The organism is Massilia solisilvae, assembly GCF_024753215.1.
GTDB classification, from domain to species: Bacteria; Pseudomonadota; Gammaproteobacteria; order Burkholderiales; family Burkholderiaceae_D; genus Telluria; species Telluria solisilvae.
The window spans coordinates 24,688-48,301 of the sequence record NZ_JANUGV010000005.1 but is presented as its reverse complement, the minus strand read 5'-3'; the positions used below and the strand labels follow the sequence as shown (position 1 = coordinate 48,301).

General features: G+C 64.2%; 28 protein-coding genes. 11 read left to right on the top strand and 17 right to left on the bottom strand.

Going from position 1 to position 23,614, the window contains the following annotated elements; translation table 11 throughout:
* The first annotated feature begins 101 nt into the window (after nucleotides 1-101).
* Genes NX773_RS16970 through NX773_RS16960 form a run of 3 tightly spaced genes read left to right on the top strand, consistent with a single transcriptional unit; the run spans nucleotide 102 to nucleotide 1,663 of the window.
* Entirely contained in the window at nucleotides 102-602 is a 501-nt protein-coding gene (locus NX773_RS16970) for a phage tail protein (RefSeq protein ID WP_258857489.1), read from the top strand.
* A 12-nt stretch (nucleotides 603-614) separates the two neighbouring features.
* Nucleotides 615-1,106, top strand: coding sequence for a phage tail protein (locus NX773_RS16965; RefSeq protein WP_258857488.1), 492 nt, complete (start codon nucleotides 615-617; stop codon nucleotides 1,104-1,106).
* Nucleotides 1,107-1,120: 14 nt separating this feature from the next.
* Nucleotides 1,121-1,663 (top strand): phage tail protein, encoded by a 543-nt coding sequence (locus NX773_RS16960; RefSeq protein ID WP_258857487.1) that lies wholly within the window; start codon nucleotides 1,121-1,123, stop codon nucleotides 1,661-1,663.
* A gap of 52 nt (nucleotides 1,664-1,715) precedes the next feature.
* Here NX773_RS16960 and NX773_RS16955 read toward each other — a convergent pair whose 3' ends face one another.
* A complete protein-coding gene (locus tag NX773_RS16955) occupies nucleotides 1,716-2,600 on the bottom strand; it encodes a TraB/GumN family protein (RefSeq protein WP_258857731.1) in 885 nt (294 codons plus the stop codon).
* On the opposite strand from NX773_RS16955, the gene NX773_RS16950 reads away from it, so the two are divergent.
* The 4 genes from NX773_RS16950 to NX773_RS16935 all read left to right on the top strand — a co-directional run bounded on the left by NX773_RS16950 (nucleotide 2,599) and on the right by NX773_RS16935 (nucleotide 6,514).
* On the top strand, nucleotides 2,599-3,354 hold the full coding sequence (locus NX773_RS16950; RefSeq protein ID WP_258857486.1) for an HAD-IA family hydrolase: 756 nt from the start codon (nucleotides 2,599-2,601) through the stop codon (nucleotides 3,352-3,354). The two genes, NX773_RS16955 and NX773_RS16950, sit on opposite strands and share 2 nt — an antisense overlap.
* Nucleotides 3,355-3,379: 25 nt before the next feature.
* On the top strand, nucleotides 3,380-3,970 hold the full coding sequence (slmA, locus tag NX773_RS16945) for a nucleoid occlusion factor SlmA (protein WP_258857485.1): 591 nt from the start codon (nucleotides 3,380-3,382) through the stop codon (nucleotides 3,968-3,970).
* Between the two features lie 4 nt (nucleotides 3,971-3,974).
* A complete protein-coding gene (pabB, locus tag NX773_RS16940; RefSeq protein ID WP_258857484.1) occupies nucleotides 3,975-5,810 on the top strand; it encodes an aminodeoxychorismate synthase component I in 1,836 nt (611 codons plus the stop codon).
* 80 nt (nucleotides 5,811-5,890) lie between these two features.
* Nucleotides 5,891-6,514, top strand: a complete 624-nt coding sequence (locus tag NX773_RS16935; RefSeq protein ID WP_258857483.1) for a DUF6058 family natural product biosynthesis protein — start codon at nucleotides 5,891-5,893, stop codon at nucleotides 6,512-6,514.
* Between the two features lies 1 nt (nucleotide 6,515).
* Here the strand turns inward: NX773_RS16935 and NX773_RS16930 are convergent, their stop codons facing one another.
* Nucleotides 6,516-7,682, bottom strand: coding sequence for a mandelate racemase/muconate lactonizing enzyme family protein (locus NX773_RS16930; protein WP_258857482.1), 1,167 nt, complete (start codon nucleotides 7,680-7,682; stop codon nucleotides 6,516-6,518).
* Between the two features lie 90 nt (nucleotides 7,683-7,772).
* Here NX773_RS16930 and NX773_RS16925 point away from each other — a divergent pair, with 90 nt between their 5' ends.
* Entirely contained in the window at nucleotides 7,773-8,678 is a 906-nt protein-coding gene (locus tag NX773_RS16925) for a LysR family transcriptional regulator (RefSeq protein WP_258857481.1), read from the top strand.
* A gap of 189 nt (nucleotides 8,679-8,867) precedes the next feature.
* Here NX773_RS16925 and NX773_RS16920 read toward each other — a convergent pair whose 3' ends face one another.
* Nucleotides 8,868-9,482, bottom strand: coding sequence for an OmpW/AlkL family protein (locus tag NX773_RS16920; RefSeq protein ID WP_258823360.1), 615 nt, complete (start codon nucleotides 9,480-9,482; stop codon nucleotides 8,868-8,870).
* A gap of 186 nt (nucleotides 9,483-9,668) precedes the next feature.
* Between NX773_RS16920 and NX773_RS16915 the strand changes: the two genes are divergently transcribed.
* Entirely contained in the window at nucleotides 9,669-11,036 is a 1,368-nt protein-coding gene (locus NX773_RS16915) for a hypothetical protein (RefSeq protein ID WP_258857480.1), read from the top strand.
* Between the two features lie 26 nt (nucleotides 11,037-11,062).
* Here the strand turns inward: NX773_RS16915 and NX773_RS16910 are convergent, their stop codons facing one another.
* The 3 genes from NX773_RS16910 to NX773_RS16900 form a co-directional block, all read right to left on the bottom strand.
* Nucleotides 11,063-11,506, bottom strand: a complete 444-nt coding sequence (locus NX773_RS16910; RefSeq protein WP_258822841.1) for a GNAT family N-acetyltransferase — start codon at nucleotides 11,504-11,506, stop codon at nucleotides 11,063-11,065.
* A gap of 95 nt (nucleotides 11,507-11,601) precedes the next feature.
* Nucleotides 11,602-12,162 carry a glutathione peroxidase gene (locus tag NX773_RS16905; protein ID WP_258857479.1) on the bottom strand — a complete coding sequence of 187 codons (561 nt, stop codon included), beginning with the start codon at nucleotides 12,160-12,162 and terminating at the stop codon, nucleotides 11,602-11,604.
* Between the two features lie 59 nt (nucleotides 12,163-12,221).
* The gene (locus NX773_RS16900) at nucleotides 12,222-12,644 is read right to left on the bottom strand and encodes a CoA-binding protein (protein WP_258857478.1); all 423 of its coding nucleotides are present in this window, start codon (nucleotides 12,642-12,644) and stop codon (nucleotides 12,222-12,224) included.
* A 135-nt stretch (nucleotides 12,645-12,779) separates the two neighbouring features.
* Between NX773_RS16900 and NX773_RS16895 the strand changes: the two genes are divergently transcribed.
* Nucleotides 12,780-13,388, top strand: coding sequence for a peptidoglycan recognition protein family protein (locus NX773_RS16895; RefSeq protein WP_258857477.1), 609 nt, complete (start codon nucleotides 12,780-12,782; stop codon nucleotides 13,386-13,388).
* A 30-nt stretch (nucleotides 13,389-13,418) separates the two neighbouring features.
* Nucleotides 13,419-14,669, top strand: coding sequence for a dipeptidase (locus NX773_RS16890; RefSeq protein ID WP_258857476.1), 1,251 nt, complete (start codon nucleotides 13,419-13,421; stop codon nucleotides 14,667-14,669).
* Between the two features lie 44 nt (nucleotides 14,670-14,713).
* Here NX773_RS16890 and NX773_RS16885 read toward each other — a convergent pair whose 3' ends face one another.
* The 11 genes from NX773_RS16885 to NX773_RS16835 form a co-directional block, all read right to left on the bottom strand.
* Nucleotides 14,714-15,220, bottom strand: coding sequence for a fascin domain-containing protein (locus NX773_RS16885; RefSeq protein ID WP_258857475.1), 507 nt, complete (start codon nucleotides 15,218-15,220; stop codon nucleotides 14,714-14,716).
* A gap of 93 nt (nucleotides 15,221-15,313) precedes the next feature.
* The gene (locus NX773_RS16880; protein WP_258857474.1) at nucleotides 15,314-16,396 is read right to left on the bottom strand and encodes a serine hydrolase domain-containing protein; all 1,083 of its coding nucleotides are present in this window, start codon (nucleotides 16,394-16,396) and stop codon (nucleotides 15,314-15,316) included.
* Nucleotides 16,397-16,468: 72 nt separating this feature from the next.
* Nucleotides 16,469-16,891, bottom strand: coding sequence for a F0F1 ATP synthase subunit epsilon (locus NX773_RS16875; protein WP_258822834.1), 423 nt, complete (start codon nucleotides 16,889-16,891; stop codon nucleotides 16,469-16,471).
* Between the two features lie 28 nt (nucleotides 16,892-16,919).
* Complete coding sequence (gene atpD, locus NX773_RS16870) at nucleotides 16,920-18,323, bottom strand: F0F1 ATP synthase subunit beta (protein WP_258822833.1); 1,404 nt, start codon at nucleotides 18,321-18,323, stop codon at nucleotides 16,920-16,922.
* A 32-nt stretch (nucleotides 18,324-18,355) separates the two neighbouring features.
* Nucleotides 18,356-19,231, bottom strand: coding sequence for a F0F1 ATP synthase subunit gamma (atpG, locus tag NX773_RS16865; protein WP_258857473.1), 876 nt, complete (start codon nucleotides 19,229-19,231; stop codon nucleotides 18,356-18,358).
* 61 nt (nucleotides 19,232-19,292) lie between these two features.
* A complete protein-coding gene (gene atpA / locus NX773_RS16860; RefSeq protein ID WP_258822831.1) occupies nucleotides 19,293-20,834 on the bottom strand; it encodes a F0F1 ATP synthase subunit alpha in 1,542 nt (513 codons plus the stop codon).
* A gap of 64 nt (nucleotides 20,835-20,898) precedes the next feature.
* Nucleotides 20,899-21,432 (bottom strand): F0F1 ATP synthase subunit delta, encoded by a 534-nt coding sequence (locus NX773_RS16855; RefSeq protein ID WP_258822830.1) that lies wholly within the window; start codon nucleotides 21,430-21,432, stop codon nucleotides 20,899-20,901.
* A gap of 2 nt (nucleotides 21,433-21,434) precedes the next feature.
* The gene (locus NX773_RS16850) at nucleotides 21,435-21,905 is read right to left on the bottom strand and encodes a F0F1 ATP synthase subunit B (protein WP_258857472.1); all 471 of its coding nucleotides are present in this window, start codon (nucleotides 21,903-21,905) and stop codon (nucleotides 21,435-21,437) included.
* Nucleotides 21,906-21,984: 79 nt separating this feature from the next.
* Nucleotides 21,985-22,227 (bottom strand): F0F1 ATP synthase subunit C, encoded by a 243-nt coding sequence (gene atpE / locus NX773_RS16845; RefSeq protein WP_258812922.1) that lies wholly within the window; start codon nucleotides 22,225-22,227, stop codon nucleotides 21,985-21,987.
* 71 nt (nucleotides 22,228-22,298) lie between these two features.
* The gene (atpB, locus tag NX773_RS16840; RefSeq protein WP_258857471.1) at nucleotides 22,299-23,165 is read right to left on the bottom strand and encodes a F0F1 ATP synthase subunit A; all 867 of its coding nucleotides are present in this window, start codon (nucleotides 23,163-23,165) and stop codon (nucleotides 22,299-22,301) included.
* Nucleotides 23,162-23,506, bottom strand: a complete 345-nt coding sequence (locus NX773_RS16835; RefSeq protein WP_258857470.1) for an ATP synthase subunit I — start codon at nucleotides 23,504-23,506, stop codon at nucleotides 23,162-23,164. The genes atpB and NX773_RS16835 overlap by 4 nt, the downstream gene beginning before the upstream one ends.
* Nucleotides 23,507-23,614: the final 108 nt, after the last annotated feature.

The window sequence follows — 23,614 nt, the reverse complement described above, 5'->3', positions numbered from 1 at the left end:
CGTAGTTTGTTGTAAATTGTGTAAACGGCGCCGGGAGCCGGCGGCTGTTCAAACGAGGAGGAGAAGAGGCGATGTCGGATCAATTTGTCGGAGAAATCCGAATGTTCGGGGGCGATTACGCGCCGCTGGGCTGGGCGCTGTGCGATGGCAGCACAGTCAGCATTTCCGGAAACGAGGCCTTGTATTCGCTGCTGGGGACGACCTACGGCGGCGACGGGGTGACAACGTTCAAGCTGCCCGACCTGCGCGGCCGGCTGCCCATCCACCAGGCAACGGGCAGCGTGCCCATCCTGGGAAGCGTCAATTACCCGATCGGCGCGATGGGCGGCGTGGAAACGGTGACGCTCATCACCAACCAGATGCCGGCGCACACGCACGTGCCCAGCGCCAACACCGCCAACGGCACCGTCTCCAACCCGACGAATGCCTTCTGGGCCAGCAACTCGGATTTCAGTGCTTATTCCAACGCCGCGCCGAACGCGCTGATGAACGCTGCCGAAATCGGCCCGGCGGGCGGCAGTATGCCGCACAACAACATGATGCCCTTCCTGACGATCAATTTCATCATCGCGCTCGAAGGCAACTACCCGACGCAAAACTAACAGGAGCAGACAATGGCTGAACCATTCATCGGCGAAATCCGCCCCTTTGCCTTCGGCTTTGCGCCGAAGGGCTGGGCAAGGTGCGAGGGCCAGCTTCTGGCGATCTCGACCAACGTGGCCTTGTTTAGCATTCTCGGCGTCACCTATGGCGGCGACGGCAAGACGAACTTCGCGCTGCCCGACCTGCGCGCGCGCACGCCGCTCGGTTTCAACAACACCTACCCCCAAGGTACGCTGCAGGGCGAACAAGCGCACACGCTGACCACCAACGAGATCCCGCAGCACACCCACCAGGTACTGGCGACCAACACGCCCGCGACCTTGTCCGCCGTGACCAACAACTACTGGGCCAACAGCATGAGCTACTCGCCCACGGCCAACGGCACCATGGGCGCGAACGCGATTGCCACTGCCGGCGCCAGCCAGGCGCACCAAAACATGCAGCCATACACGGCTGTGAGCTTCTGCATTGCCTTGCAGGGGATTTTCCCGCCACGTAGCTAAGGAGAAAGATCAACATGGACCCCTACATCGGAGAGATCCGCCTGTTTGCCGGCAACTATGCACCGACCGACTGGGCATTCTGCAACGGCCAGCTGCTCCCAATCTCGAGCAACACCATTTTGTTTTCCATCCTCGGCAATCGGTTTGGCGGGGACGGCGTTAGCACTTTCGGGCTGCCCAACCTGTCCGGCAAGGCACCGCTGGGCATGGGCCAGGGCCCGGGCTTGAGCAACCACAACCTGGCCACCAGTGACGGCAGTTCCACCGTGACGCTGGTGCAGAGCGAGATGCCCGTCCACACCCACGCGCCGCGCGCCTACGCCGACAACGGCAACAGCAATTCGCCGGCAGGCGGCGAGTGGGCGCAGTATGTGGACACGAGCACGCGCCCGCCAACTTCGGCCATGCTGTACAGCGACGGCACCAGCGGCGCAGTGCAGATGAACCCGCTGGCGCTGGGCGTTGCCGGCTCGAGTATGCCGCACAACAACATGCAGCCGTTCCTGGCAATGAATTTCATCATTTGCCTCAACGGTATTTTCCCGCAAAAACCGTAACGCGTACGGGCACAATGCCGATCAAATGGCGCCCGCACGGGCGCCATTTTTTTTAGTAGACCCGCTCAACCCCGACGCCGCGCGCGCGCAGCAGTTCGGGTACGCTGCGCGGGCCCAGCAGGTGCAGAACCCCGATCGCGGAGACGGCCTTGTCCGTTTCCTTCAGCAGGGTGTCGATCTTGTCCGCCAGCGTGCCGTTGCGGCCGTCGAGCAAGACCTCGCGCGTGAACTTGCCGCCCACGCTGTTATCCAATTGCATGCGCTGCGCCATCGCTTCCAGCCCGGCCTGATCCGCTCTGCCCCAGGCGCCGACCACGGTACGCACCTCGTTGGCTTGCGCACCCGAACTAATGCTGTTGAGACAATCCTCGAGGAAGCGCCATTGCGACGGCACCGGCAGCGAATCGAGCATCGCGAGCTGGCCCTCCAGCGATTCGAGCTCGACGATGCGAACGCCGCGCGCGCGCGCCATGCGGGCCAGTTCGCGATCGGTGGACAGGCTGGCGCGGTAACCCTGCTTTTCGTATTCCGCGAGCGACAGCAGTGTTGCCAGCAGCACAGGCTTATACGAGTGCGCGGTGGCCGGATCGAGCCCGGCGGCGCGTGCCATCTCGTCGATGCGGGTGAGCTTGCGCGGGCCAAGTTGCACATAGCCGGCGGCGCCCGGCGCCAGCTTGCCGTAGCGGTTCAGGGCGGCAGCCACCTTGGCGAACGAAGGCTGGGGATCGAGCTCCAGCGCCAGCACGCTGGCCGATTCGACCGCCGCCGCCAGTTGCGGTTCCAGCGGATAGAAGCTGGGCAAACCGACATGCATGGTACCGAACAGGAACATCGTGTGGCCATGCGCGCTCAGCCTGAATAATGCACCACGTTCTGCCGCCTCGGCCGGCTGCCAGGACAGGAACACGAAGAACACTATAATCAGGCGTCGCAACATGCTCACTTTGAATCCGTCGGTTACTGTGGTCGATATTACAAGAACTCCTAAAATCTGGTTGTTCGATTTGGACAATACCTTGCACGATGCATCGCATGCGATCTTCCCTGCGATCAGCGCGAACATGAACGTGTACATCGCGCGCGTGCTTGGCGATGGCACGCAGCCGGCCAGCCCGGAAGCCGTCAACGCCGCGAGGATTGGCTATTGGAAACGCTATGGCGCCACACTGCTCGGCATGATCCGCCACCACAACGTGCGCGCCGCCGACTTCCTGCACCAGACGCACCAGTTGCCGGCGCTGCAGCAGATGATCCGCGCCGAGCGCGGGCTGGCGCGGCTGCTGGCGCGGCTGCCCGGCACCAAGATCCTGCTCACCAACGGACCGCGCGGCTACTCGGGCGAGGTGATGCGCCACCTGGGCTTGCACCGCCAGTTCGCGCACCACATCGCGATCGAGGACATGCACGTGCACGGCCGGCTGCGGCCCAAGCCGTCGACGCTGATGCTGCGGCGCCTGCTGCGCCGCCGCGGCCTGGACGCGCGCCGCTGCGTACTGGTGGAGGACACGCTGGCCAACCTGAAGAGCGCGCGCCAGCTGGGCATGGGCACCGTGTGGGTCACGCAGTACCTGCGCGTGGCCGACCCGATCGGCACGGCGCCGCTGCCAAGGATGCTAAAACGTCCACATTACGTCGATGTCAAAGTAAAATCGGTACGGCAGCTTCCCGGCAGCCTGCACAAGCTGCGCTGAACCGACCTCCAACCGACCCGAATCCATGTCCAGTACCAAGCCAGGGCAACGCAAACTGCAAATCCTCCAGGCCCTGGCCGGGATGCTCGAGCATCCCAAGGGCGACAAGATCACCACCGCGGCGCTGGCCGCGCGCCTGTCGCTGTCCGAAGCGGCGCTGTACCGCCATTTCGCCAGCAAGGCCCAGATGTTCGAGGGGCTGATCGACTTCATCGAATCGAGCGTGTTCGGGCTCATCAACCAGATCGCCGAGCACGAGGAGCGCGGCATCGACCAGGCGCAGGCGATCGTGCGCATGCTGCTCGCGTTCGCAGCCAACAACCCGGGCATGACGCGCGTGCTGATCGGCGACGCACTGGTGGGCGAGGACGAACGCCTGCAGCTGCGCATGAACCAGTTCTACGACAAGGTCGAACTGGCCTGCAAGCAGGCGCTGCGCCTGGCGGCCTCGCAGGGTATGGGGCTGGAAGACGAAGTGGCGGCACGCGCCGGCCTGCTGGTCAGCTATGTCACCGGCCGCTGGCACCGCTTTGCCAAGAGCGGTTTCAGGCACAACCCGGCGGACGGGGCGCCGGTCCAGATCGCGCTGCTGTTGGCCGCGCCGCAGATGGCCTGAGGCGATGGGCACCGACGAAGTCTTTGCGCTGCTCGACGACGCGCTCGCAACTGCGGGCGAGCCGGGCTCGCGCCTGTACAGCGGCCACGCCGCCACCCTCACCTGCGCCGATGCGGCAGGCTGGCCGGTGCTGCTCGAGGACCTGGAACGCGCGCTGGCGCGCGGCCTGTTCGCGGTTCCCCTGCTCACCTATGAGCTGGGCGAGCGCCTGGCCGGTATCGGCGCGCGCACGGCCGATGGCCCGCTGGCCCAGGTGCTGCTGTTCACCCGCTGCGACAGGCTGACCGCCGCGCAAGTGCAGGCGTGGCTCGACACGCGCGCCGCACCTGGCGTGCCGGCCGGTGTGGCGGCAATCGCGGCGAGCGTGAACGAAGCGCAGTTCGCGCGCGCCATCGAGCGCATTCGGGACTACATCGCGGCCGGCGACACCTACCAGGTCAACTACACGTTCCGGCTGCGCTTTGACGCCTTCGGCCCGCTGGCGGCGCTGTACGCGCGGCTGCGCGCACGCCAGCCGGTGCCTTATGGCGCGCTGATCGGCCTGCCGGACGGCGGCGCAGTGCTGTCGATGTCGCCGGAGCTGTTCGTGCGCCACCACGGCGGCGAACTGGTCGCGCGGCCGATGAAGGGCACGGCGCGCGCCAGCGGCGACGCGCAAGCCGACGCCGCGAGCGCCGCCGCGCTCGCGGCCGACCCGAAGAACCGCGCCGAGAACCTGATGATCGTGGACCTGCTGCGCAACGACCTGGGCCGCGTGGCCGCAACCGGCAGCGTGGACGTGCCCGCCCTGTTCGAGGTGCAGCGCTTCGGCGACGTGCTGCAGATGACCTCGACGGTGCGCGCGACCGTGCCTGCGGATGCCACGCTGGCCGGCGTCTTCGGCGCGCTGTACCCGTGCGGCTCGATCACCGGCGCGCCCAAGCTGCGCACGATGCAGATCATCCGCGAGCTGGAAACGGCGCCGCGCGGCATCTACACCGGCGCGATCGGCTGGATCGACCCGCCGCAAGACGGCCGCGCGCTCGGCGACTTCTGCCTGTCGGTGCCGATCCGCACCCTTGCGCTCGGCCCGCTGGAACACGGCGTGCGCCGCGGCGAACTGGGCGTGGGCGCGGGCATCGTCTTCGACAGCGATGCCGCCGCCGAATACGCCGAGTGCCAGCTCAAGGCGCGCTTCCTGACCGGACTGGCGAACGACTTCGAACTGTTCGAAACGATACGCGCGAGCTTCGACGACGGCCCGCGCCACCTGGACGAGCACCTGGACCGCATCGGCCGCTCGTGCGCCTACTTCGGCTTTCCATTCGAGCGCGAGGCAGCGAAGGCGCTGGTGGTGGACGCCTGCCTGGCGCTCGGCCCTGGCCTGCAGCGCGTGCGCCTGTCGGTGAACGCGACCGGCGAAGCCAGGGTGCAGGCAGCCCCGCTGGGCGAGACGCCGCGCGAACCGGTGCGCGTGCTGCTGTCGGACCAGCCGACCGACTCCGGCGACCTGTTCCTGCGCCACAAATCGAGCATCCGCAGCCGTTACGACGCGGCCTGGAAGGCGGCCGAGGCAAAGGGCGCATTCGACGCACTGTTCTTCAACGAGCGCGGCGAACTGACCGAGGGCGGGCGCAGCAACGTCTTCGTGCGCATCAACGGGCGCTGGTACACGCCGCCGCTGTCCTGCGGCCTGCTGCCCGGGGTGGTGCGCGCGGTGATGCTGGCCGCGCCCGCGTGGAAGGCGTCCGAACGGATCATCACCCGCGCGATGCTGGAGAACGCCGAGGACATCGTCGTCTGCAACGCGCTGCGCGGCCCGCTGCGCGCCGTGCTCGACACCACTACCCGGCTTTCCTGAGCCATGCTTCGGCGCGCGCCGAAGCATGGTGCGCGCTTATGCGGTTATCGTTCCTGCCCTTCCCCACTGAGGACACACGCATGGAACTGATCCGATACCTTGAGCGGTACTTCTTCACGCGCGAGCAGCTGCTGGATCGCTGCGCGATCGAGCTCGCGCAGCTGGCCAAGCTGCAGGCGGCACGCATGGCGCCCGCGCCATCCTACCGGCTGCGGCTGGACATCGGTTGCGACTCCTTCTTCGGCCCCTGGGCGGGCGCGGCCGCCGCCGACTACTATGCGAAGGGGTACGTGGCCTGGATCGGGCAGCTTGCCGGGCTGGATGGCGAGGCGCAGGCGCGCGCACTGTTCGACCAGCGCTACATGGCGCGGCTGGACCAGCTGCGCGCCGGCGGCATCGCACCAGGGGCGCCGGCATTCGCCAGCGAAGAACACCTGCGGGCGGAATGGTCCGCCTTCCTCGACGGCACCTACGGCCTGTGCACGGTGTCGGGCCTGCCCGAGGATATCGCCGCCAAGGAGGCGGCGGTCACGGTGATCAACGAGACCGCGCCGGCGGCAGCCACGGACGCGCTGGCAAAAGCGCGCCTGCGCACGGCGGTCGACCTGCTCGACAGCGTGGCCGCGCCCTTTGCCCCGCACGAGGTGGCGCGCAGCTCGCGCCAGCGTTACGTGAACGCGATGCGCGAGGCGCACAGGCTGTGAATCAGGCAGCCAGCTTCTGCATCTCCCAGTACAGGTCGGACTTGCCTTCAAAGCCGATGCCCGGCAGGTCCGGCATCGTGATGAAGCCGTTTTCGACCTTGACCCCATCGGGGAAACCGCCGAACGGCTGGAACAGGTCCGGGTAGGACTCGTTGCCGCCCAGGCCCAGGCCGGCCGCGATGTTCAGCGACATCTGGTGGCCGCCGTGCGGGATGCAGCGGCTGCGCGACCAGCCGTGCTGGTGCAGCATGTCGAGCGTGCGCAGGTACTCGACCAGGCCGTACGACAGCGCGCAGTCGAACTGCAGCCAGTCGCGGTCGGGACGCATGCCGCCGTAGCGGATCAGGTTGCGCGCGTCCTGCATCGAGAACAGGTTCTCGCCGGTGGCCATCGGCTTGTCGTAGTAGTTGCGCAGGGTCGCCTGCAGTTCGAAGTCGAGCGGGTCGCCCGCCTCCTCGTACCAGAACAGGTCGTACTGCGACAGCGCCTTGGCGTACCGGATCGCGGTGTCCAGGTCGAAGCGGCCGTTGGCGTCCACCGCCAGCTTCTGCCCGTCCTGCAGCACCGACAGGATCGAGTCGATGCGGCGCAGGTCCTCGTCGAGCGAGGCGCCGCCGATCTTCTTCTTGACCACCGTGTAGCCGCGGTCGATGTAGCTCTTCATCTCGTCCTTGAGCTTTTGGTGATCCTGGCCCGGATAGTAGTAGCCGCCGGCCGCGTACACGAACACCTTGCGCTCCGGCGTGCCGTTGCCGTAGCGCTCGGCCAGCAACTGGAACAGCGGCTTGTCCGCGATCTTGGCCACCGCGTCCCACACCGCCATGTCGATGGTGCCGACCGCGACCGACCGTTCGCCGTGGCCGCCGGGCTTCTCGTTGGTCATCATCGCCGCCCAGATCTTGTGCGGGTCCAGGTTCGCGCCGGTTTCGTCCAGCAGCAAGGCCGGGTCGGCATCGAGCACGCGCGGGATGAAGCGCTCGCGCATCAAGGTGCCCTGGCCGTAGCGGCCGTTCGAATTGAAGCCGTAGCCGATCACCGGTTTGCCGTCCCTGACCACGTCGGTGACGACCGCCACCAGGCTCAGGTTCATTTTCGAAAAGTCGATGTAGGCGTTGCGGATCGAAGAGCTGATCGGCACGGTCTTTTCGCGGATTTCTACGATTCTCATGGTGATCTTTAGCGATGACGGAAAGACCCAAGCATAGGCCCGCAGGGCGGTTTTATAATGTCGGTATTTTCATAAGAGTTTTCACCCAAAGTGAAAAGCGATAGCGCATCCGAACTCGAATTCTTCGTGCTGGTGGCACGCCACAGCAGCCTGTCGGCCGCCGCGCGCGCGCTCGACCTGACCCCGCCGGCGGCCAGCAAGCGGCTGGCACAAATGGAGCAGCGGCTTGGGGTGCAGCTGGTGAACCGGACCACGCGCAGCATCGGCCTGACCAGCGAAGGCGAAACCTACCTGCGGCACGCCACCCGTATCCTGGCCGAGATCCGCGAGATGGAAGACGCCGTCTCGCTCGGCCGCAGCGCGCCGCGCGGGCTGCTGCGCGTGAATGCCACGCTCGGCTTCGGCCGCACCACGATCGCGCCGCTGATCTCACAGTTCGCCCGGCGCTATCCGGAGGTCGAGGTGCAGGTGGAGGTGACGGACCGCCCGGTGGACCTGGTCGAAAGCGGCTTTGATCTGGCGATCCGCTTCGGCACCCTGCCCGACCGGCGGCTCAACGCACGCCGCATCATGTCCAACCGCCGCTTCCTGTGCGCCTCGCCAAAGTACCTGGAACGCCACGGCACGCCGCGCACGCTGGCCGACCTGGCGCAGCACCGCTGCATCATCCACCGCCAGAACGACGACGCCTATGGCATCTGGCGCTTCATTCACAAGGACCACACCGAGGTGGTGAAGGTGCACGGCAGCCTGTCGAGCAACGACGGCGACATCGTGCTGGGCTGGGCGCTGGACGGCCACGGCATCCTGATCCGCTCGGAATGGGACGCGGCCAGGTACCTCGAGAGCGGCCGCCTGCGCATCGTGCTGCCCGCGTTCGAGCTGCCCTCGGCCGACCTGTTCGTCTACTACGCAGGCGGGCGCGCCAACCAGCCGGTGCGCACACGCGCGTTCATCGACTTTTTGGTCGAGCACTTCCGCAAGGGCCAATCGTAGGGTGGGCAGGTCTCCTGCCCACGCGTTCACTCCAAGCGTGCGTCCCCGGTCGCTTGCGTGACCTGCTACCGCTGGTTGAACGCGTGGGCAGGAAAACCTGCCCACCCTACATTGCAACGCACAAAAAAGAAAAACCGGCCGCGAGGGCCGGTTTTTAGCTTTTGCTGGAAGCTATGTTTAATCGTTAAATCAGAACCTGTATCCCACCCCCACACCAATGAGCAGCGGATCCACTTTGACGTCGCTTGCGCGCGCGCCCGAGATGTTCACATCGCTGCGGATCTGGACTTTTTTCACGTCCAGGTTAATCGACCAATTCTTGTCCAGTTTGAAGTCCACGCCAGCTTGCAGGGCGAGGCCAACGCTATCGTGCTCGAGGCGGCCAGCGCCGTTCAGCAGGTTCACGCTCGACAGCAGCGTGTAGTTCACGCCCGCGCCGACGTACGGGTTGATGTCGGCGCCCGGCAGGAAGTGATACTGCGCCAGCAGGGTCGGCGGCAGCTGCTTGAACGTGCCGATCTTGGCGCCGTCCAGGGTCACGTCATGCTTCTGCGGGTAGGTCAGGATCAGTTCAGCCGAGATGTTCGGCGTGAAGAAATACGAAACGTCGACTTCGGGAATGGTCTTGTTGCTGACATGGATGCGGTCAGCCGCGCCAACGCCACCAACAGGCGCGGACTCGTTGGCCGGATCGATGTACACGGCACGTGCGCGTACCAGCCACGGCGATTCCTGCGCCATCGCAGCGTTCACGCCCATCAGGCCGATCATTGCAACCATCACTTTCAGCATCGACTTCTTCATTTCACTTACCTCTTTTATGTCGTTGTATGAATGAGATGTAGGATATTGATGCGGCGCAATAAAATCGTTGATGTGCATCAAAATTCTCACCCCCAGCCGGGGGGGATCGGCGCCACTGCGAATTTGGCAGGAACAACGCGGGCTAGAATTTCCGATTTGAAATCGACCCACCACCAAGGAGTCACCGTGCCCTCGCTCAAACCGCTCGCCATCGCCGCCACCGGCCTGTTCGCGCTGACCTCTGCGTCTGCCGCGGAGATCGTCCAGAAAGTGAAGCCGCCTGTCAGCCAGGCCTACATCGACCTGGCCACCTTCAACGGCGGCGCGCCGATGGCGCCCGCCGGCGGCATGGGCGGCATGCTCGGCGGCCTGTTTGGCGGCGGCAAATCGAATGACCGCGGCAACAGTTTCGGCCAGACCCAAGGCCAGGCCCAGGGGCGCTGGATGGACGTGACCCTGCTGACCCGCCACAACAAGGAGCTGAAGACCGCGACCCAGAGCGTTCCATCCGGCAGCAAGCTGGCCCCGACGCTGAACCTGCTGGCGCCGGAGCCGACCAAAGTGGTGGCGGAATCGCACGTGGCCAGCGAAGGTCCTGGCGAGTTCCAAATGCCGAAAGGGAAGATGTATCTGTACTGGGGCTGCGGCACCGAGGTGCGCAAGGGCCAGCCGCTGGTGATCGATTTCGCCAGGATGGATCCGAAGCAGATGAACCAGTTCTTCCAGAACCGCAACGCCATGTTCCGCGTGCCGGAACCGGCGCCGGGCCGCCCGGTGTGGCCGAATAAAAAGGACGACCGCATGCTGCCGGAAGGCGCGAGCATGGCCGGCGAGCACACGTTCGCGGGCGAGGGCGTGGTCGATGGCTTCAAGTTCAACATCGACGCTGCGCACGACCTGATGCCGGCCGTGGAAGCGACGCGCAGCGACGATGCCAGGGGCGTGCTGTTCAAGTGGAAGCCGATGCAGCAGGCCACCGGCTGGTTCGTGCAGGCGATGGGCATGCGCGACAGCGCCGCCGCCGGCAACGGCGACATGGAGATGGTGTACTGGACCTCGAGCGAGCTGCCGGACATGGGCATGGGCCTGGTGAACTACCAGCCGGACAGCTCGATCGCCAAGTGGCAGAAGGAAAAGGTGATCCTGCCCGCGAGCACCAGCGAATGCGCGGCGCCGAAGGAAGCGGTCAGCGCGATGGCGATGTCGCGCGTGATCGCTTACGGCGACGAGCTGAACATGGCCTATCCGCCGCGCCCGAAGGATCCCAGGATCGACTGGGAGCCGCAATGGGAGGTCAAGGTACGCCGCAAGTCGGTCGCCTCCTTGACCCCGGGCATGGGCTCGATGATGGGGGCGGCGATGGCCGGCCATGCGGACGACGAGGACAAGGCCCCGGCGCCACGGCAGGCGCTGGCACAGCCACAACGCGAGCAGCAACAACCGCAGCCGGACAAGCCGGCCTCGTCGGCGGCGGTGGAGGCGATCAAGAGCAGCGCCTTCGACCTGTTCAAGAATGTCCTGCAGCGCAAGGCCGAGGACGCGCTGTCGCGCTAACGCGGTTAATGACGCCGGGCCCGGCCCTAGAGCGTGAGCGAGTAGTGGTAATACTGTTCGTCACGCACCCAGCCTTCCGACTCGTAGAGCGCCTGAGCTTTTTCGTTGTTGATGCCGGTTGACAGCGACAGGCGCAGAGCACCCTTGCCACGGGCGTACTCGGCCGCCGCATGCATCAACGCGCGCGCGACGTTGCCCCGGCGTGCCTCGGGCGCGACAAACAGGTCGTTGAGCACATAGACGCGGCCCGCTGACACCGACGAGAACGACGGGTACAGCTGGACGAAGCCGACTGCCTGCCGGTCCTTCTCGGCCACGAAAACGGCCGACTCCCCTTTGGCGAGCCGCTCGCTGATGAAACGCTCGGCCAGGCCGGCGTCGGCGGGTTTGCCGTAGAACTGGCGATAGGCATCGAACAGGGGCGCAACGGCTGGCACGTCGGCCAGTTGCGCTGGTCGGACAATGATCATGTGGTGTCTCCGGACAGGTGGCGGTCGTCAATGCGTGACCGAATCTTATTTTTCGGTAATTATAAGAGCCGCACGCGCGCCCTGCCGAGATGTATTCACATGGCCAGCGCCTGCTCGATCTTGCTGACGAATTCCTTGTCTTCCGGCGCGATCTTGCTGGGGAAGTATTCGATCGTCTTGCCCTGGCGGTCAATCAGGTATTTGGTAAAGTTCCACTTCGGCGCCTGACCGGTGATTTTGGTCAGTTCAGTGTGCAGCGGATTGGCCTGGCCACCGATGACCGAGCTCTTGGCGAACATCGGGAACTTGACGCCGTAGGTGTTGTAGCAAAAGTCGGCGATTTCCTTGGAGTTGCCCGGCTCCTGCTCGCCGAAGTCGTTCGACGGGAAGCCGAGCACGACCAGCCCGCGCGGCGCGTATTTGGCGTACAGCTCTTCCAGCCCCTTGTACTGCTTGGTGAAGCCGCAGTAGCTGGCCGTGTTCACCACCAGCACCACCTTGCCCGCGTACTGGCACAGGTCCTGCGGCGCATCGTCCTGCAGGCGGTTGAAGGTGTGGCGCAGCACCGCCGGGCAGCTGGCCGCGGGCGCCGCTACGGCCACCGGGGCCTCCGACGTCGTCCCCGCGAAGGCGGGGACCCATAGAACGCTAGCCATACCACCCAGCAGCAGCCCAGAAACCAGTTTCTTCATCTCCGTCCCCCTTGTTGTGATGCTCAGGCGCCCAGCGCCCGATGCTCGATCTTCATGCAGCGGTTCATCACCACTTCCAGCCCCGCCGCACGCGCCAGGTCGGCCGCCGACTGGTTCTCGATCCCCAGTTGCATCCACAGGCAGCCGGCGCGCACCGCGATCGCATCCTTGGCCAGCGGCGGAATGTCTTCCGACTTGCGGAAGCAATCGACGATGTCGATGCGTCGGCCGAGCGGCGCCAGGGCGTCGGCCGCTTCCTGCAGGCTCGCATACACCGTTTCGCCCAGGATCTGCTGCCCGGCATACACCGGGTTGACCGGCACGATGCGGTAACCGTGCTGCTGCAGGTAGTGCGCCACCTCGTTGCTGGCCTTTTCCGGGTTATTCGACAGGCCGACTACGGCGATAGTGTGGCTCTCCTGGAGGATTTGCGGAATGGTTTTCATGTGACGTTGGCGATCAATGGTATCGGCCATTAGCTTAGCAGGTTTGCATCGCGCGCTGGCGCGGGCTTTGCCGATTTGCCATGTCGAGCAGAAATGTGAAAAGATGCCTGCTGATTCCTTCACCGAGCCATCCCCATGTCCGTCAAGAAAACCTTCGCCACTGCCGCGCTGTGCCTGCTGTTTGCCAGTGCCGCCGGCGCCGCGCCTGCCCTTGCGGACGTCGAGCGCAGCATCGTTGCCGTGTCCGCGTGGGGCGGCACGCCTGCCGATCCCGCCCTCGCGCGCAAGCAGACCGTCAGCTACATCACCCTGCATCACCAGGGCGAGCCCTTCCCCGAGGGCAAGGATCCGGTCCAATACCTGCGCAACCTGCAGGCCTGGTCGCGCAGCACCAAGCACTGGCTCGACATTCCCTACCACTACATCATCGACCTTGACGGCAAGATCTACGCCGGCCGCGACATCCAGTACGCCGGCGACACCAATACCGAATATGACCCGATGGGCCATGCGCTGATCGAGGTGGTGGGCAATTTCGAGGAAGTGCAGCCGAACCAGAAGCAGCTCGACGCCGTCGTCGACCTGATGGCGATGCTGGCGGCCAAGTACCATGTGCCGCTCGACCGCATCGCCAGCCACCGCGACTATTCCGCCCAGACCGTCTGCCCGGGCAAGAACCTGTACCGCTATGTGCAGGAAGGTTATTTCCGGCACCGCGTGGCGCAGCGGCTGGCCGCGCAGTAAGCGCCCACTTTCATTCTTCGAAAGGCTTTCATGATCCGCCCTATCCCGATGCTGTTGGCAGGACTGTTCATTTCCGCGTCATGCGCGGCGGCGCCGGCCACGCCGTCCGACGACCTGGCGCTGCAGCACGCCAAAGCGCTGCTGGCGCGCGTGCCGCTGGTGGACGGCCACAACGACCTGCCGTACATCATCCGCGAGCATCCCAAGTACCACGGGGACGTGGCGGGCTACGACCTGCGCCAGCATACCGACGGCGAGACCGACATCGCGCGCCTGAAGGCGGGCGGGGTGTCGGCGCAGTTCTGGAGCGTGTACGTGGACGGTGCGCTCAAGAGCGGCTGGGCGCGCACCCAGCTCGAACAGATCGAGCTGACCAAGCGGATGATCGCGCGCTACCCGGACAGCTTCATGCTGGCCACGACCAGCGCGGACATCATGAAAGCCAAGCGCGCCGGCAAGGTGGCCAGCTTCCTGGGCATGGAGGGCGGCCACGTCATCGAAAACAGCCTGGGCGCGCTGCGCGCTTACTACGACATGGGCGTGCGCTACATGACGCTGACCCACAACGTCACCCTCGACTGGGCCGACGCGGCAGCGGACGAGCACCGGCACGGCGGCTTGACGCCGTTCGGCAGGGAGGTGGTGCGCGAGATGAACCGGCTCGGCATGCTGGTGGACCTGGCCCACGTGAGCACCGACGTCATGCAGCAGGCGCTGGACGTGAGCGAGGCGCCGGTAATCTTCTCGCACACCGGCGCGCGGGCGCTGGCGCCGATCGAGCGCAATGTGCCGGACGAGGTGCTCAAACGCATGCCGGCCAATGGCGGCGTGGTGATGGTCTACTACGTACCGGAATTCCTGAACAAGCAGGCGCTGGCGTGGAGCGACGAGCTGAAAAAACGGACCCCGAAAGGCGCCAGCCCCGCCGACAAGAAGGCCATCTACGAGGCCTACCTGAAGGAGGCCGGGCCGCTCCCGCGGGTGACGGTGACGGATGTCGCCGACCACATCGAGCACATCGCCCGCATCGCCGGCAAGGACCACGTGGGCATCGGCGCCGATTACTGCGGCGGCAACGATCCGGAAGGGCTCAAGGATGTCTCGACCTATCCGGTGCTGTTCGCCGAGCTGATCAAGCGCGGGTGGAACGATGCGGACCTGGCGAAACTGGCCGGCGGCAACCTGATCCGCGCATTTGCCAAGGCCGAGCAGGTAGCGGCGCGCCTGCAGAAGGAGCGCCAGCCGAGCCTGGCGACGGTGGAGCTGGCAACTACCCGCTGAAACCACCCCCACCGTCGTCCAGGCGCACGCCGGGACGACGGCTGTTATTCAACCACGATCGGCTTGAGCGCGGTCGCCCCGCCCACCGCATTGCCGACCGCCTCCCACCAGATCGGGTCGTGCAGTTGACCCTGCTTTGACGGCAGGATCGAGAAGCGCTCCCATTCGGCGCAGGCGTCGCGGTCGGCCACCACCTCGCCGCCGTAGCGGGTTTCCTGGCCGGGCGGCTGCGCGCACAGCCATTTGCCGTGTGCGCTCTTCAGGCCAATGTGGAACAGGTCGCCCGCCGCGTGCAGGGTCCACTTCTCCCATTCGTCCGCCTTCGGGCGATTGCAGATCGCCCGCCCATCCGGTTCGGCCGACAGCCACAGCCTGGACTTCTCGTTCTGCAGCGACAGCCGGCCGTCGGCCCAGACGTAGACGTTCCAGCGCTCCTCGTCCCCGGCCCTGGCCAGTTCGGTGACCGCATGCATGACGCCGGTGGTGTGGGCCTGCAACAGACGGTCGTGCGCACTCAGGATCAGAAACTGGCCGGCAAGCGTGGTTTGCATACGGTTCCCCTTCGAGAGAAAGTGATCGGATGCAACAGTAAAGCGCATTAGGGCCGCGTTCGCCTTATGCCGGCTCAAGCGGCGGCCCGGTCCTTATTTGCCGCTGATATAGGCCTTCATCTGCTCGAATGCCGGCTTGTACGCGTTGCGGCGCGTGACGGCAAAGGCGTAGGCGCGGTGCTGGCTCGGCACATAGAAGGCAGCCGTGCCCCAGAAGCCGCTGTGCCAGTACGCTTTCACGCCATTTGCCTCGTACTCGAAAATGCCCATGCGATACTGGCTGTCCGCCGGGAGACCCTGGTTCGACAGCATCAGCTGCAAAGTCTCCGGATGCTTGAAGACCTTGCCTTCGAACAGGTCATACAGAAACCACGCCAGGTCGCGCGGGTCGGCCACGATGCCGCCGCCACCGTACATGTCGAGCGACGGATTCCAGCCGTAGGTATCGCGGCCGTCATCAAACAACTGGTGCGCGCGCGGCCCGGCCTGCGGCGCCGCCGGCTCCTGCGTTTCCCAGTACGTGCTCTTCAAGCCGAGCTTTTCATAGCCGAGGATCTCGTGGACCGCCCGCGCCAGCGGCTTGCCGGTCAGGCGCTCGATGATGTTGCCCAGCAGGCAGTAGCCGTCGTCCGAGTAGTAGAATTTTTCGCCGGGCTTGCCCACCGGGTCGGTCCAGCGCACCAGTGCGTCGAGCGTGCTCTCGCGCGTCCACGCGGTCTCGGGGTGGGTCGCCAGCAGCTCGCCGAATTGCTTGCTGTTGGTGTGGTCGGCAATGCCGGCCGTGTGCGTCAGCAGCTGGCGCACGGTGATGTGCGCGGTGTCGTAGCCGTCCTTGTCCAGCGCGGCAATGGTGGCCGGGTCCACGTAGTCGCGGATGCTCGCGTCCAGCTTGATCTTGCCGTCTTCCCACAGGCGCAGCACGGTGGCCGCCACGTAGGTCTTGGTGTTGCTGGCGACGCGGAAGGTGGCGTCCGGCCGCAAGCCTTCATTGCCCGTGACCGATACCGACGAGGTGACGCCACCGTGCGGCTCCCGGCCGACCATTGCGATGGAAATGCTGCCGGGCACGGGGGTGGCCGCGAACTTTGCATTGAGAGCATCCAGCGGACCTTGCGCCCACACCGCGCCGGCCATCCACATTGCGCCGACGAGGACTACCGCTTTTGTTCTTTTCATTCCTTATCTCCTCCGAACGTACATATAAAAAAAGGGCAGCCGAAGCTGCCCCTTTGTATTGCTGCGTGAAGCTCAGCGCTTGGCGCGCAGCTTCTGGATCGCTGCCAGTTGCGCGATTGCCGCGGCCAGTTCGGCCTGGGCTTTCGCGTAGTCGATCGCTGCGTCCTTGTTCTGCATCAGCTCTTCGGCCCGTTTCTTGGCTTCCTGTGCTTTTGCTTCGTCAAGGTCGTGGCCGCGGATCGCGGTGTCGGCCAGAACCGTCACGCGGTTCGGCTGCACTTCGAGGATGCCACCGGCGACGAAGACGAACTCCTCGTCGCTACGGCCGGCCACCTGGATACGTACGGCACCCGGCTTGACGCGCGTGATCAGCGGGGTGTGCTTCGGGTAGATACCCAGCTCACCCGCTTCACCCGGCAACGCGACGAATTCGGCTTCACCCGAGAAGATCGAGTCTTCGGCCGAGACGACGTCAACGTGGATAGTGTTTGCCATGGTTGTCCTTCAGTGTGAAGATGCCGACTTAGGCAGCCAGTTTCTTGGCTTTTTCGATGGCTTCCTCGATCGTGCCGACCATGTAGAAGGCCTGCTCCGGCAGATGGTCCAGTTCGCCCGACGCGATCATCTTGAAGCCCTTGATCGTGTCTTTCAGCGAAACGTACTTGCCCGGCGAGCCGGTGAACACTTCCGCGACGTGGAACGGCTGCGACAGGAAACGCTGCATCTTACGTGCGCGTGCCACCACCAGCTTGTCTTCCGGTGCCAGTTCGTCCATGCCCAGAATCGCGATGATGTCGCGCAGTTCCTTGTAGCGCTGCAGGGTGCCCTGGACCGAGCGCGCGGTCTCGTAGTGCTCCTGGCCCACGACCAGCGGGTCCAGCTGGCGCGAGGTCGAGTCCAGCGGGTCCACTGCCGGGTAGATACCGAGCGAAGCGATGTCACGCGACAGCACGACGGTCGAGTCCAGGTGGGCGAAGGTGGTTGCCGGCGACGGGTCGGTCAGGTCGTCCGCAGGGACGTACACGGCCTGGATCGAGGTGATCGAACCGGTCTTGGTCGAGGTGATGCGCTCTTGCAGGCGGCCCATTTCTTCGGCCAGGGTCGGCTGGTAGCCCACTGCCGACGGCATACGGCCCAGCAGTGCCGACACTTCGGTACCGGCCAGCGTGTAGCGGTAGATGTTGTCGACGAAGAACAGCACGTCCTTGCCCTGGTCGCGGAACGATTCCGCGATGGTCAGGCCGGTCAGCGCCACGCGCAGGCGGTTGCCCGGCGGTTCGTTCATCTGGCCGTACACCATCGCCACTTTCGAGTTGCCCAGGTTTTCCAGGTCCACGACCTTGGAATCGGCCATCTCGTGGTAGAAGTCGTTACCTTCACGGGTACGCTCACCCACGCCGGCGAACACGGACAGGCCCGAGTGCGCTTTTGCGATATTGTTGATCAGTTCCATCATGTTCACGGTCTTGCCCACGCCGGCGCCGCCGAACAGGCCGACCTTACCGCCTTTGGCGAACGGGCAGACCAGGTCGATCACCTTGATGCCGGTTTCCAGCAGTTCCTGCGACGGCGACAGCTCGTCGTAGGTCGGGGCGGCACGGTGAATCGATGCGGTGTGCTCGAGGCTGACCGGACCACGTTCGTCGATCGGGTTGCCCAGCACGTCCATGATGCGGCCGAGGGTGGCCGGGCCAACCGGCACCGTGATCGGCGCGTTGGTGTTCTTGATCAGCATGCCGCGACGCAGGCCTTCCGAGCTGCCCAGCGCAATGGTACGAACCACGCCGTCGCCCAGCTGCTGCTGGACTTCCAGGGTCAGTTCGGAGCCTTCCATTTTCAGTGCGTCGTATACCTTGGGCATGGCGTCGCGCGGGAATTCCACGTCGACCACTGCGCCGATACACTGAACGATTTTGCCATCAGCCATGTTCGTTCCTTCAGTAATAGTTAAATTCTTGTTTAGACGGCCGCTGCACCAGCGACGATCTCGGAGAGTTCTTTGGTAATCGCCGCCTGGCGGGTCTTGTTGTAGACCAGCTTCAGCTCACCGATCACGTTACCTGCGTTGTCGCTTGCCGCCTTCATGGCCACCATGCGCGCCGACTGCTCGGACGCGAGGTTTTCGGCCACTGCCTGGTAAATCAGCGCCTCGACGTAGCGCACCAGCAGTTCATCGATCACGGTTGCAGCGTCCGGCTCGTACAGGTAATCCCAGGCGTGGGATGCCTTGTCCGCTTCCAGCTGCTTGGCCGGCAGGGGGAGCAGCTGCTCGACCACCGGCTCTTGCTTCATGGTGTTGATGAACTTGGTGTAGCACAGGTAGACCGTATCGAGCTTGCCTTCCTGGTAGGCGTCGAGCATGACCTTGACCGGCCCGATCAGCTTTTCCAGGTGCGGGGTATCGCCCAGCTGCACGGCCTGTGCGGCGATCTTGACGCCGATCCGCTGCAGGAAACCGAGGCCCTTGTTGCCGATGGCGACAGCTTCGATGCGGTTGCCGGCGGTTTCGAGCTCGCGGCTCTTTTGCGTGACCTGGCGCAGCACGTTGGTGTTCATGCCGCCGCACAGACCTTTATCGGTCGTGACGACGATGAATCCGACGGCCTTGGCATCCGTGGTCTTGGCGCGGGCCATGAACGGGTGCGTGTACTCCGGGTTTGCGGTGGCCAGATTGGCGGTGATGTTCCGAATCTTCTCACTGTACGGACGGGCGGCGCGCATCCGGTCCTGCGCCTTGCGCATCTTGGACGCGGCGACCATTTCCATCGCCTTGGTGATCTTCTTCGTATTCTCTACGCTCTTGATCTTGCCACGTATCTCTTTGCCTGCTGCCATGAGTCCTTCCTTCTTGGACTGCCGCACCGTTCACCGGCGCGGCGATCCAAACGTGACGTGATTAGAATGCGCCCGACTTCTTGAAGTCGCCGATCGCGGCAGCCAGCGCTGCTTCGCCATCCTTGTCCAGCGCCTTGGTCTGTTCGATCTTGGCGAGCAGGTCGGCGTGCTTGGTCTTCATGTACGAATGCAGACCAGCTTCGAACGGCAGCACTTGCTTGACGTCGATGTCGTCGAAGTAGCCCTTGTTCACGGCGAACAGCGACACGGCCATCAGCGAGATCGGCAGCGGCGAGTATTGCGGCTGCTTCAGCAGTTCGGTCACGCGTGCACCGCGGTCCAGCTGCTTGCGGGTCGCTTCGTCCAGGTCCGATGCAAACTGCGCGAACGCAGCCAGCTCGCGGTACTGTGCCAGGTCGGTACGGATACCGCCGGACAGGCCCTTGATGACCTTGGTCTGGGCAGCGCCACCGACGCGCGACACCGAGATACCCGCGTTAATTGCAGGACGGATACCGGCGTTGAACAGCGAGGTCTCCAGGAAGATCTGGCCGTCGGTAATCGAAATCACGTTGGTCGGAACGAAGGCCGACACGTCGCCTGCCTGGGTTTCGATGATCGGCAGTGCGGTCAGCGAGCCGGTCTGGCCCTTGACGGCGCCATTGGTGAACTTCTCGACGTAGTCGGCGTTCACGCGAGCGGCACGCTCCAGCAGACGGCTGTGCAGGTAGAACACGTCGCCCGGGTAAGCTTCGCGGCCCGGCGGGCGGCGCAGCAGCAGCGAGATCTGGCGGTAGGCGACTGCCTGCTTGGACAGGTCGTCGTACACGATCAGCGCGTCTTCGCCGCGGTCGCGGAAGTATTCGCCCATGGCGCAGCCGGAGTAGGCGGCGATGTACTGCATGGCTGCCGATTCCGAAGCGGAAGCGGCCACGACGATGGTGTACTCCATCGCGCCGTGCTGCTCGAGCGAGCGCACGATGTTCTTGATGGTCGAGGCTTTCTGGCCGATCGCAACGTAGATACAGGTCATGTTCTGACCCTTCTGGTTGATGATCGCGTCCACGGCCACGGCCGACTTACCGGTCTGGCGGTCGCCAATGATCAGCTCGCGCTGGCCACGGCCGATCGGCACCATCGAGTCGATTGCCTTCAGGCCGGTTTGCATCGGCTGCGACACGGACTCACGGGCGATCACGCCCGGGGCGATCTTTTCGATCGGGGCGGTCAGGGTGGCGTTGACCGGGCCCTTGCCGTCGATCGGCTGGCCCAGCGCGTTGACGACGCGGCCACGCAGTTCCGGACCGATCGGCACTTCCAGGATGCGGCCGGTGGTCTTGACGGTGTCGCCTTCCGAGATGTGCTCGTAGTCACCCAGCACCACGGCGCCGACCGAGTCGCGCTCCAGGTTCATTGCCAGGCCGAAGGTGTTACCCGGGAACTCCAGCATCTCGCCCTGCATCACGTCCGACAGACCATGGATGCGGCAGATGCCGTCGGCAACGGAGATCACCGTGCCTTGATTACGAACATCAGCCTGACCCTCGAGACCCTGGATGCGGCTCTTGATCAGTTCGCTGATTTCAGATGGGTTAAGTTGCATGCTAACTCCTAATAGTTTCTTGATGCGTAGGGCAAGGGCGCGGCGCGCCGGTGTCTCGTGCGACTCAGGCGGTCAGCGCAACCTGCATCTGCTGCAGCTTGGCGCGAACCGAGGTATCGAGCACTTCGTCACCGACGACCACGCGCACACCACCGATCAGCGAAGGGTCCACTGTTACCGTTGGGTTCAGCTTGCGGCCAAATTTCTTTTCCAGAGTGGCAACCAGCTGCGACAGCTGGCCGGCAGAGATCTCGAACGCGCTATAGATAGTCGCGTCGGCGGCACCTTCCTGGGCGTTTTTCAGTACCTGGAACTGGGCGCCGATCTCCGGCAACAGAGCGACACGGCCATTTTCGGCGAGCATCGCGATAAAGTTTTTCGCTTCGGCGTTGAGCGGGGCCTTGACCAGAGACGCAATCGTATCGGCCAGCTGTGCCGGGGTCACGTTCGGGTTGTTGGCGAACTCCTGCACATCGGGATTGGCGCCGATCAGGGCCAGTTCACCGACGATATTGGACCAGGCCGCCATGTCGCCGTTTTGGGCGACACGGAACAGCGCTTCAGCGTAGGGGCGGGCGACGGTTGCGAGTTCAGCCATGATCAGAGCTCGGTCGACAGTTGGGCCAGCAGGTCGGCGTGCGCTTGCGGGTTGATCTCGCGCTTGAGGATCTGCTCGGCGCCCTTGACGGCCAGGCCGGCAACCTGGCCACGCAGTTCTTCGCGGGCCTTGGTCACTTGCTGCTCGGCTTCCGCCCTGGCTTGTGCGACGATGCGGGCAGCTTCGGCCTGGGCCTGGGCCTTGATCTCTTCGGCAACCAGTTGAGCGCGCTGCTCGGCTTCGGCGATGCGCTTGGCGCCTTCGTCGCGTGCCGAGGCCAGCTCGACCTGGACGCGCTTTTCGGCGGCGGCCATGGCCTGCTTGCCCTGGTCGGCCGCGGCCAGACCTTCAGCAATTTTCTTTGCACGCGCATCCAGAGCGTTCACCACCGGCGGCCAGACGAATTTCGCCACGACCCACGCCAGGATGAAGAACACAATGGACTGCACGAACATTGTAGCGTTTAAGTTCACAGCTTTTTCCTTCTCAGAATGAAATGTGCCGGGCCGGCGGTAAGTACGCGCGGGGCCCGGCTATTCAAGTATCCGGGGATTAGGCGCCGAACGGGTTTGCGAAAGCAAACATCATCGCGATACCAACACCGATCAGGAATGCAGCGTCGATCAGACCAGCCAGCAGGAACATCTTGGTCTGCAGGGTGTTCATCAGTTCAGGCTGGCGGGCCGAAGCTTCGATGTACTTGCCGCCCATCACACCAATACCGATACATGCACCGATAGCACCCAGACCAATGATCAGACCGCAAGCCAGTGCAACAAACGCGACGTTAGTCATCAAAAACTCCTTAGATAATCAAAAAAATGAAAAGTTAAAAAACCAGATACTGCGAAAAACGACGATGCTGCTTAGTGACCTTCATGCGCCTGGCCGAGGTACACCAGCGTCAGCATCATGAAAATGAAAGCTTGCAGCAGCACGATCAGGATGTGGAACACAGCCCAGACCGAACCGGCAAAGATGTGCAGGCCCGACAGCGCCAGGCTTTGCCCCGTGAAGCCCACCCACTGCGCACCCAGCAGGGCGATCAGCAGGAAGATCAGTTCGCCGGCAAACATGTTGCCGAAAAGTCGCATTGCCAGCGAGACGGTCTTGGCGGCGAATTCGATCAGGTTCAGGCCGAAGTTGAAGATCCACAGGGCCGGGTGGGCGCCGAACGGGGCGCAGAACAGCTCGTGCACGAAGCCGCCGGCGCCTTTGATCTTGACGTTGTAGTACAGCATGAGCACCAGCACGACCAGCGACATGCCCAGGGTGCCGTTCAGGTCGGCGGTGGGAACGACGCGGAAGTACGGCTCGCCCAGGCCCAGCTTGCCGGCGGTCCAGGAGAACAGGTCGACCGGCAGGAAGTCCATCGAGTTCATCAGCACGACCCAGACGAACACGGTCAGCGCCAGCGGGGCGATGAACGAGCGGTTGCCATGCACGATCGCCTTGGACTGGTCTTCGACCAGCTCGACCACCATCTCGACGAAGGCCTGGAAGCGGCCCGGCACGCCGGCGGTGGCGCGGCGCGCGGCGGCGATCAGGAAGATCGCGGCGACCGCGGCCAGCAGGACCGACCAGAAGATAGTATCGTAGTGGATAACGGAAAAGTCGATCGGGCCCTGCTGGGCGTGCGATGCGTTGTGGTGCAGGTGGTGCTTGATGTACTCACCGGCGGTGATCGCATGCTCACCGGCGGCGTGTGCTCCCTCAGCAATTTCAGTGGTCATTTCTGGTGCCTAAATAATAAGATGATGTAACTTTTGAGCGCCACGACGAAGCCGCCGATGAGCGCGGGCCAGTTCAAATCGTGGTACAACCAGGCGGTGGCGCCAAGAAAGCCCACCGTCAACGCAATCTTTATAAACTCGCCGACGAAAAATGTCGCCGGACTGGCTGCACCCGGACGGTGCACGCTGGCAAACAGGCGCAGCGCGAACAACGCGTTGGGTACGACACAACACAACCCACCGAGCACGGCTGAAATCATCGCAGGCCATCCCCCCAGCAGTGCGGCCACAAGGCCAGCCAGTGCTGTTGCCATCATTTGCAGGGAGACTATGCGCAGCATTCTTTTGGATTTTTCGCGCTAGCCATGTGAAGCCGGTAACGGTACGGTTGTTACAGTTATCCTGTCGATTATAAGTGTTTATACGGAAGCCAGTCAAACGATTCTGGA